This window comes from Streptomyces sp. NPDC002785, assembly GCF_040295565.1.
In the GTDB taxonomy this organism is placed as follows: domain Bacteria; phylum Actinomycetota; class Actinomycetes; order Streptomycetales; family Streptomycetaceae; genus Streptomyces.
Window position 1 is genome coordinate 18,787 of record NZ_JBEOVN010000013.1, and the last position, 16,663, is coordinate 35,449.

General features: G+C 67.6%; 16 protein-coding genes and 1 pseudogene. 15 read left to right on the forward strand and 2 right to left on the reverse strand.

Translation table 11 applies throughout. From position 1 onward, the window contains the following. Positions 1-121: 121 nt before the first annotated feature. Complete coding sequence (locus tag ABTZ94_RS05910; protein WP_351197907.1) at positions 122-2,701, forward strand: bifunctional FO biosynthesis protein CofGH; 2,580 nt, start codon at positions 122-124, stop codon at positions 2,699-2,701. Between the two features lie 134 nt (positions 2,702-2,835). Here the strand turns inward: ABTZ94_RS05910 and ABTZ94_RS05915 are convergent, their stop codons facing one another. Together ABTZ94_RS05915 and eccE are read right to left on the reverse strand one after the other, a co-directional pair. Next, positions 2,836-3,591 (reverse strand): hypothetical protein, encoded by a 756-nt coding sequence (locus ABTZ94_RS05915; RefSeq protein ID WP_351197993.1) that lies wholly within the window; start codon positions 3,589-3,591, stop codon positions 2,836-2,838. Between the two features lie 11 nt (positions 3,592-3,602). After that, positions 3,603-4,781: a type VII secretion protein EccE gene (gene eccE / locus ABTZ94_RS05920; RefSeq protein WP_502967186.1), complete on the reverse strand. Its 1,179-nt coding sequence runs from the start codon at positions 4,779-4,781 to the stop codon at positions 3,603-3,605. A gap of 318 nt (positions 4,782-5,099) precedes the next feature. Between eccE and eccB the strand changes: the two genes are divergently transcribed. The 14 genes and pseudogenes from eccB to ABTZ94_RS05990 form a co-directional block, all read left to right on the forward strand. Then, positions 5,100-6,650, forward strand: a complete 1,551-nt coding sequence (gene eccB / locus ABTZ94_RS05925; protein WP_351197911.1) for a type VII secretion protein EccB — start codon at positions 5,100-5,102, stop codon at positions 6,648-6,650. A 179-nt stretch (positions 6,651-6,829) separates the two neighbouring features. After that, positions 6,830-7,957: a type VII secretion-associated serine protease mycosin gene (mycP, locus tag ABTZ94_RS05930; RefSeq protein WP_351197995.1), complete on the forward strand. Its 1,128-nt coding sequence runs from the start codon at positions 6,830-6,832 to the stop codon at positions 7,955-7,957. Positions 7,958-8,111: 154 nt separating this feature from the next. Next, positions 8,112-8,462, forward strand: coding sequence for a WXG100 family type VII secretion target (locus tag ABTZ94_RS05935; protein WP_351197913.1), 351 nt, complete (start codon positions 8,112-8,114; stop codon positions 8,460-8,462). A gap of 37 nt (positions 8,463-8,499) precedes the next feature. Continuing rightward, positions 8,500-8,781: a WXG100 family type VII secretion target gene (locus ABTZ94_RS05940; protein ID WP_351197915.1), complete on the forward strand. Its 282-nt coding sequence runs from the start codon at positions 8,500-8,502 to the stop codon at positions 8,779-8,781. Between the two features lie 111 nt (positions 8,782-8,892). After that, positions 8,893-9,357, forward strand: coding sequence for a DUF2563 family protein (locus ABTZ94_RS05945; RefSeq protein ID WP_351197917.1), 465 nt, complete (start codon positions 8,893-8,895; stop codon positions 9,355-9,357). Positions 9,358-9,388: 31 nt separating this feature from the next. Further along, on the forward strand, positions 9,389-10,951 hold the full coding sequence (locus ABTZ94_RS05950; RefSeq protein ID WP_351197919.1) for a WXG100 family type VII secretion target: 1,563 nt from the start codon (positions 9,389-9,391) through the stop codon (positions 10,949-10,951). A 164-nt stretch (positions 10,952-11,115) separates the two neighbouring features. Next, the gene (gene mycP, locus ABTZ94_RS05955; protein WP_351197921.1) at positions 11,116-12,252 is read left to right on the forward strand and encodes a type VII secretion-associated serine protease mycosin; all 1,137 of its coding nucleotides are present in this window, start codon (positions 11,116-11,118) and stop codon (positions 12,250-12,252) included. 69 nt (positions 12,253-12,321) lie between these two features. After that, positions 12,322-13,071 (forward strand): hypothetical protein, encoded by a 750-nt coding sequence (locus tag ABTZ94_RS05960; protein WP_351197923.1) that lies wholly within the window; start codon positions 12,322-12,324, stop codon positions 13,069-13,071. 20 nt (positions 13,072-13,091) lie between these two features. Then, complete coding sequence (locus tag ABTZ94_RS05965; protein WP_351197925.1) at positions 13,092-13,391, forward strand: hypothetical protein; 300 nt, start codon at positions 13,092-13,094, stop codon at positions 13,389-13,391. 15 nt (positions 13,392-13,406) lie between these two features. Continuing rightward, positions 13,407-14,147, forward strand: a complete 741-nt coding sequence (locus tag ABTZ94_RS05970) for a hypothetical protein (protein ID WP_351197927.1) — start codon at positions 13,407-13,409, stop codon at positions 14,145-14,147. A gap of 492 nt (positions 14,148-14,639) precedes the next feature. Then, positions 14,640-14,789: a hypothetical protein gene (locus ABTZ94_RS05975; protein ID WP_351197929.1), complete on the forward strand. Its 150-nt coding sequence runs from the start codon at positions 14,640-14,642 to the stop codon at positions 14,787-14,789. A gap of 81 nt (positions 14,790-14,870) precedes the next feature. Then, positions 14,871-15,191 carry a hypothetical protein gene (locus ABTZ94_RS05980; RefSeq protein WP_351197931.1) on the forward strand — a complete coding sequence of 107 codons (321 nt, stop codon included), beginning with the start codon at positions 14,871-14,873 and terminating at the stop codon, positions 15,189-15,191. A gap of 167 nt (positions 15,192-15,358) precedes the next feature. Next, positions 15,359-15,961 carry a PH domain-containing protein gene (locus ABTZ94_RS05985; RefSeq protein WP_351197933.1) on the forward strand — a complete coding sequence of 201 codons (603 nt, stop codon included), beginning with the start codon at positions 15,359-15,361 and terminating at the stop codon, positions 15,959-15,961. A 31-nt stretch (positions 15,962-15,992) separates the two neighbouring features. Next, positions 15,993-16,317, forward strand: a pseudogene (locus ABTZ94_RS05990) (SDR family NAD(P)-dependent oxidoreductase); the annotation flags it as partial. Positions 16,318-16,663: the final 346 nt, after the last annotated feature.

Genomic DNA, 16,663 nt, shown 5'->3' on the forward strand with positions numbered 1-16,663 from the left:
CATGCTCGGGCAAAGGTTCCAAAGGCGCGCTCGAATGCACCCGTGCGTGAGAGTCACCGAGCGGGACCCCCACCACAGAGGCCCTCGTCCGCGGCATGTGGCCCGCTCGTATGCTCGCTCCATGACCGATCCTCAGCGCGGACGTCCGACCACCAACTCCATGCGGCGCGCCCTCAAGCGGGCCCGCGACGGTGTCGCACTCGATGTGACCGAGGCCGCCGTTCTGCTCCAGGCACGAGGCGACGATCTGACGGACCTCGCCGCCTCGGCCGCCCGGGTGCGCGACGCCGGCCTCGAAGCCGCCGGCCGGCCGGGTGCCATCACGTACTCCCGCAAGGTCTTCATCCCGCTGACCCGGCTCTGCCGCGACAAGTGCCACTACTGCACCTTCGTCACCGTCCCCGGCAAGCTCCGGCGCGAGGGCCACGGGATGTTCCTGTCGCCCGACGAGGTGCTGGACATCGCCCGCAAGGGCGCGGCCATGGGCTGCAAGGAAGCGCTGTTCACGCTCGGCGACCGGCCCGAGGACCGCTGGCCCGAGGCGCGGGAGTGGCTGGAGGCCGAGGGGTACGACGACACCCTCGCGTACGTGCGCGCCATGGCGATCCGCGTCCTGGAGGAGACCGGCCTCCTCCCGCACCTCAACCCCGGCGTGCTGACCTGGACCGACCTCCAGCGGCTCAAGCCCGTAGCCCCCTCCATGGGCATGATGCTGGAGACGACGGCCACCCGGCTGTGGTCCGAGCCGGGCGGCCCGCACCACGGCTCCCCGGACAAGGAACCGGCTGTACGCCTCCGGGTCCTCGAAGACGCGGGCCGCTCCAACGTCCCGTTCACGACCGGCATCCTGATCGGGATCGGCGAGTCGTACGAGGAGCGCGCCGACTCCCTCTTCGAGCTCCGCAAGACCGCCCGCGCCTACCACGGCATCCAGGAAGTCATCGTCCAGAACTTCCGCGCCAAGCCGGACACGGCGATGCGCGGCATGCCGGACGCCGAGCTGGAGGAACTGGCCGCGGCCATCGCCGTCGCCCGGCACATCCTCGGCCCGTCCGCCCGCATCCAGGCCCCGCCGAACCTCGTCGACGCCGAGTACGCGCTGCTCATCGGCGCGGGCATCGACGACTGGGGCGGCGTCTCGCCGCTCACCCCCGATCACGTGAACCCCGAGCGGCCCTGGCCCCACATCGACGAACTCGCCGCGAAGACCGCCGAGTCGGGCTTCACGCTCCGTGAACGCCTCACCATCTACCCGGAGTTCATCCAGCGTGGCGAGCCATGGCTCGACCCCCGCCTCCTCCCGCACGTCCGTGCCCTCGCCGACCCGGAGACGGGCCTCGCGAAGGAAGGAGCGGTCCCCGTCGGCCTGCCCTGGCAGGAGCCCGACGAGGAGTTCGGCGCCACCGGCCGCACCGACCTGCACCGCACCATCGACACCGAGGGCCGCACCGGCGACCGCCGCGAGGATTTCGACGTGGTCTACGGGGACTGGGAGGCGCTGCGCGAGGCGGCGGCCCCCGGCATGGTCCCGTCCCGCATCGACGCCGACGTACGCCAGGCGCTCGGCCGGGCTGCCGACGACCCGACGAAACTCACCGACGACCAGGCGCTCGCCCTGCTCCACGCGGACGGCCCGGCGCTCGACGAACTGTGCCGGATCGCGGACACCCTGCGCCGTGACGTGGTCGGCGACGACGTCACCTACATCGTCACCAGGAACATCAACTTCACCAACGTCTGCTACACCGGCTGCCGCTTCTGTGCCTTCGCCCAGCGGCGCACCGACGCCGACGCGTACACCCTCTCCTTGGACCAGGTCGCCGACCGGGCCGCGCAGGCGTGGGACGTCGGCGCGGTCGAGGTCTGCATGCAGGGCGGCATCCACCCGGACCTGCCCGGCACCGCGTACTTCGACATCGCGCGGGCGGTGAAGGAACGCGTACCCGGCATGCATGTGCACGCCTTCTCCCCGATGGAGGTCGTCAACGGGGCGACCCGCACCGGCATGTCCATCCGCGACTGGCTGACCGCCGCGAAGGAGGCCGGGCTCGGTTCGATCCCCGGCACGGCGGCCGAGATCCTGGACGACGAGGTCCGCTGGGTCCTCACCAAGGGCAAGCTGCCCACGGCGACCTGGCTGGAGGTCATCAGGACCGCCCACGAGGTGGGCCTGCGATCGTCGTCGACGATGATGTACGGCCACGTCGACCAGCCCCGCCACTGGCTCGGCCACCTCAGGACCCTTGCCCGCCTCCAGCAGGAGACGGGCGGCTTCACGGAGTTCGTCACCCTCCCCTTCATCCACACCAACGCCCCCGTCTACCTGGCGGGCATCGCCCGCCCCGGCCCGACCGACCGGGACAACCGTGCCGTCACCGCCATGGCCCGGCTGCTGCTCCACCCGCACATCACCAACATCCAGACCAGCTGGGTGAAGCTCGGTGCGGAGGGCGCGGCCGAGATGCTGCGCTCGGGTGCCAACGACCTGGGCGGCACGCTGATGGAGGAGACCATCTCCCGGATGGCGGGTTCCGGTTACGGCTCGTACCGGTCCATCCAGGACCTGGTGGCCATCGCCGAGCTCGCGGGCCGGCCGGCGAAGCCGCGTACGACGCTGTACGGAGAGGTGCCCGAGGAGCGGGTAACCGCCGCTGCGGCGTCCGACGGCCACTTGCCGGAGCTGCTGCCGGTGCTGCCTTAGCAGGGCGGGGGCTCGTCAGCCGAACCGCTCGTGACCGGCCGGTACGGCGTCGATCACGAGCGGTTCGCCGACGGCCCGCTCCCGGACCGTGCCGTGATCGTGGTCCGTGCCCGCCGCGCAGGGCAGGGATCACGTCAGTCCAGGCGGCGCGGGACTCCGAGAAGTCCGGCCTCGATGTCAGTCGGTTGCAGTTTGACGAGCTTCCGGTGCTGAGTCGTACACCACAGCACCATGTCGTCGCCGAGTGAAGGCAGCGCGTCCGCCTGCGCCCGGGGCAGCCGCAGAATCCGGGCCAGGACCGCGGCCTCCTCCGGGGAGACCCGCTGGATCCCGACCAGTCCCGCGTTGTCGAGCAGCCTCGGCGCTGTCGGGCCCAGGAACGGCAGCAGCGTCAGCACGGACTGCCACGGTCCTGCCGCCAGCCGGCTGCGCGGCGGGCGCATACCGCAGTCCCTCACGACCAGGACGGGACTGGTGACCGACGCGCCCTGCGGGCTCACCTGCTTGACGTCGTGCACCGTCATGCATTGCTGCCCGCCGCCCGCGGCCTGCGCGAGTCCCGTCCACGCCTGCGGCCTGGCCGTCTCGACGGCGACGCGCGCACCGGTGCCGGCTGTGCGCAGCGCCAGTACCTGCGCCGTCCACACACTGCCGATGACCACGACATCGAGCTGGGAGGGGCGGAAGAAGCCGAGTACCGCGGGCTGCCCCTTCGCGTCGACGCCCGCTACGACACCGTCGTCACCGAGCGGCAGTCTCAGCGCGGCGAGCTGCTCCACGGGCAGTACGTGCCGGTCGCGGCGCGGGCCGAGCAGACCGAACCCGGCCCTGCCCCGTCCGGCCGCCGGTGGGGCGGCAGCAGCCGGACCGGTGGTGCCGGTGGACGTCATACGGTGGGTGGTCAACGGGTACCTCCGAGGGGCAAGGTGGCCAGCACACCGGGCAGTTGTTCGCGGTCCAGCCGTACGAGGCCGACCTTCACTCCTCGTGCGGCGCGCTCCAACTGCCGCCGCACCGAGACCAGTTCGTCGCTTCCGCGCGCCGTGAGGCGGACGTGTCCGCTGACGGCCGGTGTGCCACCGGTCCCGCGCGACACGGCCAGGCTGAATGTGCTGGCCAGCGCCGGCATCGACGTCAGGAGGGCCACCAGTTGTGCCGTTGGCGCCGCCCCCGCGCCCAGGTGCGGCCAGCGGCCGACCCAGTAGGTCGTGTGCCAGCGGTCGTCGCAGCGCCAGGCGCGGGTGGACTCCGTGGTGCGCCGCTGCGGCGCATCCGTCCGCACCGCCAGCGCGCTGGCCTGCGGATTCACCCCGGCCGAGGTCGCGAGGGCGGACGTCACCTGCGCCTCGGTCATCACCGAGGCGTCGAACCCCGCCCCCGCCAGCCGGCTCGCCAGCTGATCCGTGGCCCGCAACAGCGCGCGCTGCGCTCCGCCGATCCCGCCGCCACGTGCCCGCACCGCCTCCGGACACAGCTCCGGGGCGAGTTTCAGCGCAATCCATGTCAGCCGGATCGCGGGGGTACCGGCCTGGGCCTGGAGCGGCCCGTACGACCGTGTCGCCGCGGCCTGTTCAGGCAGGTGCGGTCCGGGGGCGGGCTGCGTGTGCTGCACGACCTGTACCGACTCCAGCCGGATGTCGTCCACCTCCAGGGCGTCGTGCAGCAGACCGAGCTCCAGCGGCCGGGCGTCCCGGGCCATCCGCAGCGGTTCGTCCCGTGGCTGCACGAGCAGCAGGGCTGTCAGGAACGTTCCGTCACCCACCATCCCGATACCGCGCTCGCGCTGCCGGTCGGTGTAGGTGTATGTCCGCAGCGCGGCCTCGCACTCGACGACCGGCGCCAGCGCGGGATCCACCCCTTCCGCGGACCACGGCTGTCGCGCGGCCCTCAGCCGCCCGCGCAGCGCCATGACCGCGTTGAGCCACTCCATCACCGGCCGTCCCCGCCGCCGCAGAACCGCCAGCAACACCAGCGCCGCCGCAACCAGGCCCATCGGCACCAACAGGACCCTGTTCGTCACCCACGCGATCAGCATCAGCGCGCCGGCGACCTCCATCAACACCACCTGGTGCAGCCGCACCCCACCGATCCGTCCCGGCTGCGGGTGCACACTCATCACTGCGGTCGTCGCGCTGCTCATCCCCCGGTATGTCCCTCCGTGTCACGGCACTACGGCGTGTGCAAGTCGGACCGACGCGTTTCGCACACCGGCCCGCGACCGCCAACTGTCCCACGACCGGCGATGAGGGGTTCGAATGGGGGCTCGCTGCCCGCCCGGTCGGGCAGGGGCGTTGGCCGACTCCCTGAAGCATGTACCCGCACGTCGGTGAACAAGCGTCGGCGGGCATAGTGGGGGCGGTTCGCGAGGCATCTACAACCACGGGGAGAAGTAGGGCAGATGGCATCACGGCGGGACGAACTCAACGCCTACACCTTCGCGAAGAAGCGGCTGGTCGCCGCCTTTCTGCAGCCGTCCGCAGCCGGTACGGACGAGGCGGCGCCGCGCCCGCTGCGCGCCGTGCTGCCGGGAGTGGTGGTGGGCGCCCTGCTGGTGGCGGGCTTCGGGGCCTGGGGCATCTTCAAGCCCAAGGTTCCCGACGGCTGGGACGACCCCGGTGCCCACGTCATCGTCGGCAGTGAATCGACCACCCGTTACGTTGTCCTGGAGACCAAGGGAGTCAAGCGTCTGCACCCGGTGCTGAACTTCTCCTCCGCGAAACTGCTCCTGGACCCGGACAATTCCTCGGTGCTTCAGGTGGCGGAGTCCGAACTGGACAACGGCAAGCTGCAGCGCGGTCCGATGCTCGGCATTCCGTACGCCCCCGACCGGTTGCCCAGCGCGGACGAAGCGGGCCGGAACAAGCTCTGGGCGGTCTGCGAACAGCCGGGCGCCGGCGCCGGTGACACCGTACAGAAGGCGGTCTTCCTGCTCGCCGACCGAGAGGCGGACAAGGTCGGCGGCAAGCGGCAGCTCCACGGCGGCCAAGCCCTCTACGTAGAGGCGGACGGCGGGCGCGGCACGAGATACCTGGTGGACGCGGACGGCACGCAGCACGTCATCGGGACCACCGGCGGCGACAAGCCCTCGGCCCGGGACGAGGTACTGCGCCGCTCACTGTTCAGCGAGGGCGCACAGCCCCAGAAAGTCACCAAGGACTGGCTCGGCACACTGCATGCCGGCACTCCCATCGACTTCCCGCGGTTGCCCGGCAAGGTCGGTGACCCGGCCGGCGTCAGCGGCCTGGACCCCCGCCTGAACAAGGTGGGCACAGTGCTCAAGGCCGTGGCCGGTACCGGCATGCAGCAGTACGTCGTCCTGCCGGGGGCGGTTGCGCCCGTGTCCGACCTCGTCGCCAGGCTGCTCCTGACGAGTCCGGAGGCGGAGGTGCTGGGCCAGAAGGCGCAGGCCACCGAAGTCGGACCACAGTCCTTCACTTCTTCCCCGGACGAGTTCTACGCGAAGTACGGCTGGCCGAAGAGCGTCCCGACACAGGCCAACGACACCTCGGCCCGGACCGGATCCGTCTGCAATGTGTTGCACGGCGTCAGCCCGACGGGTGTGCCGAAACTGACCACCTGGGCCGGCCCCGGGTATCCCGTCCGCTTCCTGGACGGGGCCACCAGCGCGTACGTCACGCCAGGCAGCGGTGTGCTGTACCGGCAGTTCAACGGAGCGTCCCCCACCACCGGATCGCTGTTCCTGGTGACGGACACCGGGCTGCGCTACGCCGTGCAGACGAACAACGACAGCAGTGCGGACCCCTCCAAGATCGGGGCCGACGCGAAGCCCCCGACGGCGGAGGAGCAGGCTGCCGACGTCAACCAGGCCCAGACCAGGCTCGGCTACAAGGATGTACGGCCGCTGCCGGTGCCGGACAACTGGTCCGGCCTCCTGCCCAAGGGGCCTCGGCTCGACACAAACAGTGCCAAACAGCCGCAGAGTTCCTGAGGACGGAGAGGAGGAAGCGCGTGATGATCACTCGCAACGGATTCCGTTCTTCGGCCGTCGTGCTGCTCCTGATGTGCGCGACGGGCGTCGGCCTGCCGGGGTTCGCACAGGCGCCCGCGGCAGCACAGGGTTCCGACTCGCAATCGGGTTCCGAGGGCAGCGGTGAGTGCACCTTTCCGATGGCGAAGCAGATCCAGGGCCGTCCCTGGGCGCTCCAGCGGCTGGTCTTCGACCAGCTCTGGCAGGACACCAAGGGCAAGGGGGTCCGGGTCGCGGTGATCGACACCGGTGTCGACGACACGAATCCGCAGCTGAAGTTCGCTGTCGACCGGGCGTCCGGGACCGATCTGCTTCCGCCGTCGCAGGACGGGTCTCAGGACCCGGCCACGGATGCCTCGAAATCCAAGGGCAAGGGAGGCGGTGGTGACGGCACAACCGATCTCGTCGGCCACGGCACCAAGGTCGCCGGCATCATCGCGGCCCGCCCGCGTCCGGGCACGGGGTTCGTCGGTCTCGCTCCGAGAGCGACGATCATCCCCATCCGGCAGAACGACGACAAGGGCACCGGCACTGCCGCGACGATGGCTGCGGCCATCCGTCACGCCATCGCGAAGCACGCCCGCGTCATCAACATCTCCCAGGACACCGCCAAGCCCCTGCGAGCCGACTCCGACCTGGCGCTTGCTGTGAGCGAGGCTCTGAGCAACGACATCGTCGTGGTCGCCTCCGCGGGTAACGACGGTCTCGCCGGCAAGGTCAAGGCGACGTACCCGGCGGCCTATCCGGGCGTCCTGGCGGTGGCCGCGTCGGACCGCAACGACGAGCGGGCGCCGTTCTCTCAGACCGGAACCTTCGTAGGGGTTGCGGCGCCGGGCGTCGACATGGTGTCCACCGTTCCAAAGGGCGGCCAGTGTGTCGACAACGGCACAAGCTTCTCGGCCCCCTACGTCGCCGGAGTCGCCGCCCTCCTACGGGCCAAGCACCCGCGCTGGACGCAGTCCCAGGTGGTCGCCCAGATCGAGCAGACCGCCGAACGCGCGGTCAAGGGGCGGGATGACTTCATCGGGTGGGGAGTGGTCGATCCGGTGCGCGCCCTCAACGACGACGAACACCCGGTGAACGCCCCTACTCCGGATCGTGCGGTTTCGGACGGCCCCGTCGGACCGGAACCGATCGCCCTCCAGGTGGGTGAGACCCGGCAGGAGCGGACCACACGGATCTCGATCTATGTGCTGGCCGCCACGGGCCTTCTCGTCGCAGTGATCGCGGGCACCGCAATCGTGCTGCGGGACCGTCGCCGCCGATAATTAGGTCAATATCCGACAACTTAACTCAGGACTAAGGCTGTTGGAATGAGTGGCGGCCGCAGCTAAACTGATTTTCGATAACTTTGGTCCGATGTACGCGTGGTACCCGACAATCGGGCAGCCGCGACATCCGATTCATGGGGGAAGGTGCGTTATGGGAGACAAGCTCAAGCTTTCAGCCGATCAGATCGACAAGCTCATCATCGAGCTCGGCAACATGCACGACACGCTCGAAGGCAGGATCAACGCCCTCAACGGGGTCATCGACGCCGTGGAAGGCCACTGGAAGGGTGTTGCGGCCAACGCGTACAACGGCCTCCAGACGCAGGTCAATCTCGACGTGCGCAACCTGAAGGAGCTCCTGGCCTTCACCAAGGAAGCCGTTCAGATGAGCCGTGACGGCTTCGACGCGGAGGAAGTGGAGCGACTCAACAGCTTCAAGGGCGTCGACGGCGGCAACCTGGGCAGCAACAACGTCCTGGACCGGTTCCAGGTCTCTTCGTAACCCGTCCTCATCCCGCCTCGCATCAGGAGACCGTTCCATGGAGATTACGTACTCCGGGGTCGTCGAAGCCTCGAACCAGGTCAAGTCGACTGCCAACACCATCAAGACCCAGCTCGACGAGCTGAACACCAAGGTCAAGGCAGTCGTTGCCACGTGGGACGGTGAGACGCAGCAGGCGTTCCACGACCGGCACAGTGGCTGGGACATCAAGGTGAACCACATGCACGAGACCTTGATGACGATCTCGACGAAGCTCCTGGAAGCCACCGAGGGCTACCGGGCGAACGACCTCGCCCAGGCCCGGCGCTTCCACGGCTGACCCAGGCTCAGATGAATCACGACGGAACCGGCACGCTGTGGGTGTGGGATGCGGTCAGCGCATCCCACACCCACGCCTGCGGTTCCGTGGCACTTTAGGGGAGGTGCTTCCATGAGACCTGAACTTCCGGGCGATGGGTCGCGCACGCCGGATCTGGCGACGCCCAGCGAGTCTCTGCAGAACTTCAAGATCCGCGTGGACAAACTGCTCACGAAGCTCGACGCGTCACCGGCCGCGCACAGCCGCATCACTGAACAGAAGGTCACCACCGCCGCGTACGGCACTGGCTTTCCGGAGGCCATAGGGCTGTCCAGCGCCTACGACATGGTGCATGCGCGCTTGACGCTGCTCTCCCAGACGCTCGGTGATCAATTGGAAGCGATGGGCATCACCGTCGATCTGGCCGACCGCGGCTACGAGAACGTCGACCAGGAACATTCCGAGCGTCTGCACGCCATCCAGCAGCGCACCGAGATCTACTACAAGAAGCCGGGAACCGACAAGGCTCCTGGAGCGCCTGCAGAGGACAAGGGGAATACCGGCGGGGGTTCGTCCAGCGGATCAGACGGCTTGTAACACGTGAAGTGAACGGGGGACAGGGATAACCATGGGCGAGAAGCTGCCACCACTCAACGCCTGCTACAACACCAGCAATTTCGAGCACGCGTCGTACCAGGACATGCTCAACATGGTCCGTGGCGTCAACGCCACGGAGATCATGAGCCGCGGCACCGCTCTCGTCGACGCGCAGACCGAGATCGAGAAGATCGGCACCGAGCTCAAGGAGCACGTCGGCCGTACCACCTGGAAGGGCGCGGGCGGTGACGCCTTCCGTGAGTGGGGCAACGACTTCGCCAAGGAAACCCTGAAGCTGGCCGACTACGCCGGCGCCGCGGGCACCTCGCTGCAGACGGCGGGCCAGGCGCTCAGCGAGGTTGCCAAGGTGATTCAGGGACATCCTGACGCCGTGCAGATGTGCTTCGCGGACGAGAAGAAGGAAAAGGCCCGGATCGCGGCCGTAGAGACGGCGCGGAACGAGGCCATTCCGCAGATGAACAAGCTCGCCTCGTACTACCTGATGGCACAGCAGTCGATCTCCTCGCAGGAGGAGCCGAACTTCAAGCCGCTGCCGAGTGAAGTAGTGCCGGACATGCCGGTCGACGGCGGCAAGGCGAGGTACGCGACTCCCGGAAGCTACTCCGGCAGTACGGACTCGGGGACAGGTGCGCAGAACGGCAGCACGTCCACGGTCGGCCACCAGTACACCACCGTGCGCCCCGACGCCACCCCGTCCTCCCCGGACGGCACATCCGTCGTCCACACGCCGCAGCACGCCACCGCGGTGCCCGGGGCCCCGGACAACACGGGGACGAACATCGACACGGTGACGATGCCGCAGACCCCGACGCCTACCACGGTCCCGCCCACCGGTGGGCTTCCGCCGCAGGGCCCGAGTGGTGGCGGGCACCAGACGCCTCTTCCGCCCGTGGTGATGCCCCCGCGTACGGGTCCATTCGGTCCCGGAGGCGGCCCAGGGCGTACTTCTCCCACCGGGCCGGGTGGCAAGAGTGACATCGGACGCGTCCGGCCTCCGACGATCAACCCTGACAGGGGCGGCGTGGAAAGCGTCCGGCCTCCCGTGGGCACTCCCGGCAGAGGCGGCATCGAAGGCGTCCGGCCTCCCATGACCACCCGGACCGACACCGGCGTCCACGGCGGCACGCCGGCTCAGGGCCGGACCGGGGTCGGCCCGGTCCGGGGCACGGCGCGTGGAACGGTGATCGGCGGCGAGAAGCCGACCGGCCACGGAATGATGCCGGGCCACGGTGGTGGCGGCCCCGGGATGGCTGGCGGGCGGTCCGGTGGAGGCGGCCCCGGCAGCGGCTCGCAACGCCTGGTTACCGAGCCGGGTGGCACCGTGCGGGCACCACGCGGAACGCAGCCGGGGGCGGGACGGGAATTCACCCCGGGCGGCACCGGGCTCGTCCGTGAATCGCCGCGAACGGGCGGTGCGATGGGCGGCCCGATGGGTGGTTCGATGGGCGGCGGGTCCCAGGGCACACGGGGACGTTCACAGCGACGTGATGGCGGGAATCCGGGATATCTCGCCGAGGACGAAGAGACCTGGGCCACGGGGGACGACGGTGTGGTTCCCCCCGTGATCGACTAGAGCCGGTTCCGGAGCAGCGACGCCGGATCGCGGACAGAGAACGAGTGGGTGGCATGAGGTCAACGGTCAGGCGTCAACGCAGGCGAGCGTCGGCGGTGGTGTCAGCGCTGGGTTCCCTGCTTCTCATCGGTGGCGCCATCGCCCCGGCCGCGTCCGCGGACACCATGCGCGACCGCGAGTGGTACCTGGACCGGATGCAGGCCGCTGAGATGTGGAAAGTCAGCACCGGTAAAGGGATAACTGTTGCTCTTATCGATACCGGCGTGATTCCTTCCGTTCCTGAACTGACGGGGAAAGTGCTTCCCGGGAAGAACTTCGTCGAACCTGAGCGGGGTGCCCACAAGGACAAGGACGGGCATGGCACCGCCATGGCGATGCTCATCGCGGGGAACGGGGTGAACGGTTCGGGTGTGAAGGGTCTTGCCCCGGACGCGCGCATTCTCCCGTTGACCGTTTTTGGATCTTCCAAAGAAGCGGGCACCAATCACCTCTCGGCCCTGCTTGAGGCCATTCGGTACGCCGCCGACAGTGAAGCCAAGATCATCAACATGTCGTTGGCCTGGGAGTACTTCATGCTCGATAAGGACGAGCGGGCCCAGATCCAACAGGCAGTGGATTACGCCGTGATGCGCGGAAAGCTGCTTCTGGCAGGAAGCGGCAACACCGGCGACTCGGGAAACTACGTCGGGTATCCGGCGGCTACCGCCGGAGTCGCGGGTATCGGGGCCGTCGACAAGACGTCCTCGGTCACGAAGTTCTCGGTGTCAGGACCCCAGGTGGCGCTCGCCGCCCCGGGTGAGGACATCCCGATCCTCTGTGGCGGCGGCACGCCCGGATACTGCAGCAGCTGGGGCACGAGCCAGGCGACCGCCATCACCTCCGCCTCAGCCGCCCTCATCTGGTCCAAGCATCCGTCCTGGACCGGGAACCAGGTTCTCCGCGTTCTGATGAACACCGCGGGCAAACCGACCGAAGGCGCGATCCCCAGCCGCTACATCGGCTACGGCACGGTCCGCCCACGCGTGGCCGTCCTCGGCGACCCGGGAGATCCGGGCCCCGCCGACGTGAACCCCCTGGTGGCTGCCCGATCCCCGAAGAAGTCCGCGTCGCCGTCCGCCCCAAGCGGATCCGGCAGCCCCTCGAACCCCTCGAAGCCGTCGGCCTCACCCGCTGCCTCGGCTCAGGCCGATGACGGCAAGAGCGTCGGCGCGATCGTCTGGATCACCGTTGGAGTCGGCGTGGTCGTCGCTGTTGGCGCGGTGCTCCTGCTGCGCCGGAGAACTGTCGGTATCCGGCGTTGAACTTGTGCGATCACGCACCATCGCCCCATTCGAATTCACCTGTGCGCGCATAGGTCAGGAGGAGGCATTGTGGACGACGAATTCATACGCGGCCTGCAGCAGTTCCAGCAGCACGCACTGAACCTGCAGAGCATGATGACCGACATGCAGAACCGGATGGTGCCCCAGGGTGCCGAAGGAACGGACACCCAGGGTGCCGTGACCGTACGACTGGCGGCGGACGGGCTCCCAGAGTTCATCAGGGCCGCATCGGACTGGCAGCGCAGGCAGCCGCCCGAGGCCATCGGGGCAGCCGTCAGCGAAGCTTACGGAGCGGCCGTGAGCGAGCAGATGACGGCATGGGGCCAGGCCCTCGAGGACGGCGACTGGCAGAGCAAGGCAGACCAACTGGACAGCCAGTTCGGTCAACCGGCCGCTTCTGCAGCGCAGCCCGACATTCCTGAGCGGGATCTGCGTTACGTCGTCTCTCGCCCCCTCGACGAGCTGGCCGAGGATGTTCTTTCGGCCTTCGACGCGTTGGAACGGATGGACGAGACGGCGTCAGGACCGGACGAGGTCAACGGAACGTCCGCGGGCCGCCATGTGACCCTCGTCGTGTCCAAGGGGGCTCTGCGCTCTTGCGAGGTAGATCGGCAATGGGTGGCCGGTCAGTCGTACATCGGGCTGAACCAGGCCTTCGAAGAGGCCCTCGGTGATGCCAGGGAAAAGCTGAGCAGCATTGAGGCTGCAGCCGCGGACGGCCTTGCAGGCCTGCAGGTGGACAGTTTGGTGGACGAGGCTCTGGCCATACTCCGCGATCCGCAGCGTTTCATTGACTGAGTTTCGAAGGGCAGGTCGACATGGCAGATCTCAAGCACATCACCGATGCGCTGCGGACCGAAGCGGGAATGTGGGACGAACAGAGCGTTTCCTTGGGGGAGGTGGCCCGCACGACTGACGGGATGAGGCTGACAGGCCTCGAAGGCGGCATCTTCTTCCTGGTTGTCCCCCACTACAACGAGGCCATCGATCACGTCTCGGCCCGATGCTTCGAGGGAGAAAGCCGCATGGCGGAGGTCGCGGATGCATTGATCAAGAACGCGAACGCCTACGACAATCACGAGGCGGAAACCACCAAATCCGTCGAAGACGCCTACTGATAAGAGGAATTCGCAATGGCATTCAATGTGGCTCAAACACAGGCGACAATAGAGAAGTTGAACTCCGGCGTCACGAAGATGTCGGCCAAGCTGGATCTCATCGGCCCGGCCGTCGAAAAGGCGGTGAACCATTGGTACGTTCCGGATTTCATCGCCAAGCCGTTGATCTGGGCTGCAAACAAGTTGATAGAGATCGGAAGCTGGATCCTGAACAAGGTCATCGAATGCCTCAAGGGCGCTGCCGCGCCAGTGCTGTTCTATTTGGATGCGCAGGAATGGCAAGGTCCGTCGATCCGGGGGAAGGTGTCGGGCGTTGCCGGAAACGTTGCGGGGGAAGCGCTCAAGGCGCCCCTCAGTTGGACGGGCGAAGGCGCCACAGCGTACGTCGGGGCCGTGAAGGGTCAGCCCATCGCAGCCACTCAGATCGAGACGACTTCCGATAAGCTTGCCACGGCATTGACGGTTTGCGCGGCGGCCGGAGCGGCATTCTATTTGGCGCTGCTGGCCGTTCTGGTCAAGGCCATCCTTGTTATGATCGCGGCAGCCGCTGCCGCGGCCACCGGCGTAGGGGCGCCGGTGGGCTTTCTGGCTGCTGTAGGCGAAGCGCTGCAGGATTCTGGCATCATCATGGGACTTGTGGTAACGCTGGTGGGGGTGCTCACAGCGCAGGCTACTCAAATAGCCGTTGCCAAGGGTGAAGCAAACGACAACAGTGCCTTTCCCAAGGGAGGTAAGTGGCCGTCCGCAGTTGTTTGATGCAGGTGCGGCGCTGCCGAATTGATTCTGCTGGCTCGGCAGTGCTTGATGACGCCGGGAAGGCAGGATCTTCTGAATGACGGGTGATGGTTTCGCATGTACTGGATTCGAGTACCGCTTTGGTGTGCCTCCCTGGCCTGCTTTTACGTGACGTTCTTCCATCCGCCTCGTAACGTGGCGTTGCTCGCGCTCCTCTACGGCCTGGGCGTTTTCCTCCCGAGCTGGTTCGAGGGATACGCGCAAAGGCGGCGCCAGAGAGATTGGTACGAACAGAGATTTACGTCCGTCGACGAACTGCGGTTGATAGTGACGGACGAGGCGGAGCTCCGGCGGATTCGTGACGAAAAAGGGTTGCTGGTGGCTGCCCGCCGGTTCAGGCGCGAATTCCCTCGGTGCCCCTTGCCTGAAGCTCTGAAGATGATCCAGTCACTGTGACCACTCCACTCGCTCACCGCGCCCGTCAAGGTCGGAACAAGCACTGACAAGGCCGCCATGAGCCCGGCGCTGTGCGGTGCTGTCGGGGTCGCTTTCTACGTCATGCTGGCTCAGTACATCGTGACCCTGATCGGCGCGATCGTGGCGCCGGGTTCCGTTGTCTTCTCCTGGGCACCGTCCGACGCCGGACTTTCGCCCGGTGTATGACCGGGCGCGTGGATTTCTCGGATCAACAGGCAGGTGGACTTCATGTATGGGTGGCGGATAGCTCTCTGGGCCGCTGGAATCGTGGCCACCGGAGTGGCGATACTTCTCTTCTACCGTGCGGGCGTCGCTTCACCGGTGCTTCCGTTTCTACTCTGCGTCGTGCTCGCCTTCGCATTCGTGCTGGCCGCTGAGATCTATGCGACTGTGCGCAAGCGGCGCGAAAAGCGGGAGAGTTATATCCGGACGTTCGGGTCGGTCGACGAGCTGCGGCAGGTCATCGACGGGCCGGGGCTCCGGCGGATACGCGATGAGGAGGGGCTGCTGAGCGCGGTCCGCGAGATCAGGCGCCAGTATCCGGGGATGCCGATCGATATGGCCGCGACACTGATCAAGGAGTCGTGAGCCCGCGAGTTGTGGGTGCGCACACCGTAGGACGGCCCTGTTCCGGTACGGCTACCGTCGGGCGACGGGTAGCGCTGCCTTACTACTAGATGATGTCCAATCACGCTTCGCTCGCCGAGAGTTGTGTGACCTGCACGCGCCGCCCGAGGCTCAATAAAGGGAACGTCATGTCAACACCCCCTAGCTCCACCGAAGGGCTATTGCTCCCCGCTGAGCGGGCGCGCCGCGGCGGGTTCTACCTCGGTTTGATCCTCGCTGCGATGCTCTGCCTGGTGCTTTTGGAAGCACTCGTGGTGTTTGTTACCTGCGTGCTGATCTTGGGTGAAGGTATTGAGTTTATGGGCAGTGTCGGCGTCGGCCTATATGCGGGACTACCGGTGCTGGGAGGAGTAGTGAGTCTGCTGCTGCTGATCGCCATTGCGTCGCGATATCCGGCCCTGCGCATCGATTCAATGGGCATCAGCAACGTGTGGCCTCGCCGCACGAAGACCGTGCGCTGGGCTGATATCGACAAGGTCCAGTTCAACAGCAGGCGGAGCTACCTGCTGCTGGTGCTGAAGGCAGGCGCACTCCCGGAGCAGCCGAACGCCATTGGCGGGCCTAGGGCGGTTGTGGTGTATTCGCTCGGAAACTCCCTCTGGCGCCGACGTAGGCCGACTCACGCCGACTTGATCATTGGCGCGGTCGAGCGGTTTGGCCCGGGAAGGTACACCGTCGAGCCCTTGAGCCTGGGCAAGGGCGGCGCGACAGGGGCGGGCGCCTCGGCGTAGTCGAGATATGCGCAGTCCGGGACACCCTGGTGTCGCGCCCGCCATGGTGGAGGCCAGTGGCGGGGTCATCGTCAACCTGGGTTCCTGGATCGCGCGGCTGGGCATTCCCGGCGCCCTCTACAGCTCCACCAAGGGGAGCGGTGGAGGCCCTGCCCCGGGCCTGGGCGGCCGAGTTCGGGCCGCAGGGTGTTCGGGGCAACGCGATCCTCCCGGGCGTGATTCAGGCGCCCGCACCCGGTGGGACCCACCCCGGCGAGTTAATGATGAAGGGCACCCCCGCAGGACGGACGGGCACCCGCGACGCCATCGCGAACGCCGCCGTGTACCTCGCCAGTGACGAGTCCTCGCCCTCACATCGGCATCGAGCTCGGCGGAAAGCGCACCGGTGGCCTGCAGTGCCCGGACGCCCGCCGCGAGGCTCTCCTGCCGGCGGCGCAGCAGCTCGGCCACGATCGCCCGCGCCCCGGGGACCGAGCGCCCGATCTGAAGGAACAGCGAGCCGAGCGGACACTGGTCACCCTGCGCTTCGCAGCGCCTGATCACCGCGTCCCGCCACTGTTCCCAGGACTCCCACGAGTCGAGGCGGCCCAGATAGGGCTGCTGGTCCTTCAGGAGTCCTCCAGGACCTGGTCGGCCTCGAACTGGGCGACAGCGAGCAGTAGTGCGTCCTTGCCCGCCGGGCAGTCGTGGAACAGCCGGCCA

What these genes read in the sequence shown, in the direction of transcription:
- ABTZ94_RS05910 (WP_351197907.1), top strand. Translation starts at nt 122, where the DNA reads ATGACCGATCCTCAGCGCGGACGTCCGACCACCAACTCCATGCGGCGC.
- ABTZ94_RS05915 (WP_351197993.1), bottom strand. Translation starts at nt 3,591, where the DNA reads ATGACGTCCACCGGCACCACCGGTCCGGCTGCTGCCGCCCCACCGGCG.
- eccB (WP_351197911.1), top strand. Translation starts at nt 5,100, where the DNA reads ATGGCATCACGGCGGGACGAACTCAACGCCTACACCTTCGCGAAGAAG.
- mycP (WP_351197995.1), top strand. Translation starts at nt 6,830, where the DNA reads ATGGCGAAGCAGATCCAGGGCCGTCCCTGGGCGCTCCAGCGGCTGGTC.
- ABTZ94_RS05935 (WP_351197913.1), top strand. Translation starts at nt 8,112, where the DNA reads ATGGGAGACAAGCTCAAGCTTTCAGCCGATCAGATCGACAAGCTCATC.
- ABTZ94_RS05940 (WP_351197915.1), top strand. Translation starts at nt 8,500, where the DNA reads ATGGAGATTACGTACTCCGGGGTCGTCGAAGCCTCGAACCAGGTCAAG.
- ABTZ94_RS05945 (WP_351197917.1), top strand. Translation starts at nt 8,893, where the DNA reads ATGAGACCTGAACTTCCGGGCGATGGGTCGCGCACGCCGGATCTGGCG.
- ABTZ94_RS05950 (WP_351197919.1), top strand. Translation starts at nt 9,389, where the DNA reads ATGGGCGAGAAGCTGCCACCACTCAACGCCTGCTACAACACCAGCAAT.
- mycP (WP_351197921.1), top strand. Translation starts at nt 11,116, where the DNA reads ATGCGCGACCGCGAGTGGTACCTGGACCGGATGCAGGCCGCTGAGATG.
- ABTZ94_RS05965 (WP_351197925.1), top strand. Translation starts at nt 13,092, where the DNA reads ATGGCAGATCTCAAGCACATCACCGATGCGCTGCGGACCGAAGCGGGA.
- ABTZ94_RS05970 (WP_351197927.1), top strand. Translation starts at nt 13,407, where the DNA reads ATGGCATTCAATGTGGCTCAAACACAGGCGACAATAGAGAAGTTGAAC.
- ABTZ94_RS05975 (WP_351197929.1), top strand. Translation starts at nt 14,640, where the DNA reads ATGAGCCCGGCGCTGTGCGGTGCTGTCGGGGTCGCTTTCTACGTCATG.
- ABTZ94_RS05985 (WP_351197933.1), top strand. Translation starts at nt 15,359, where the DNA reads ATGTCAACACCCCCTAGCTCCACCGAAGGGCTATTGCTCCCCGCTGAG.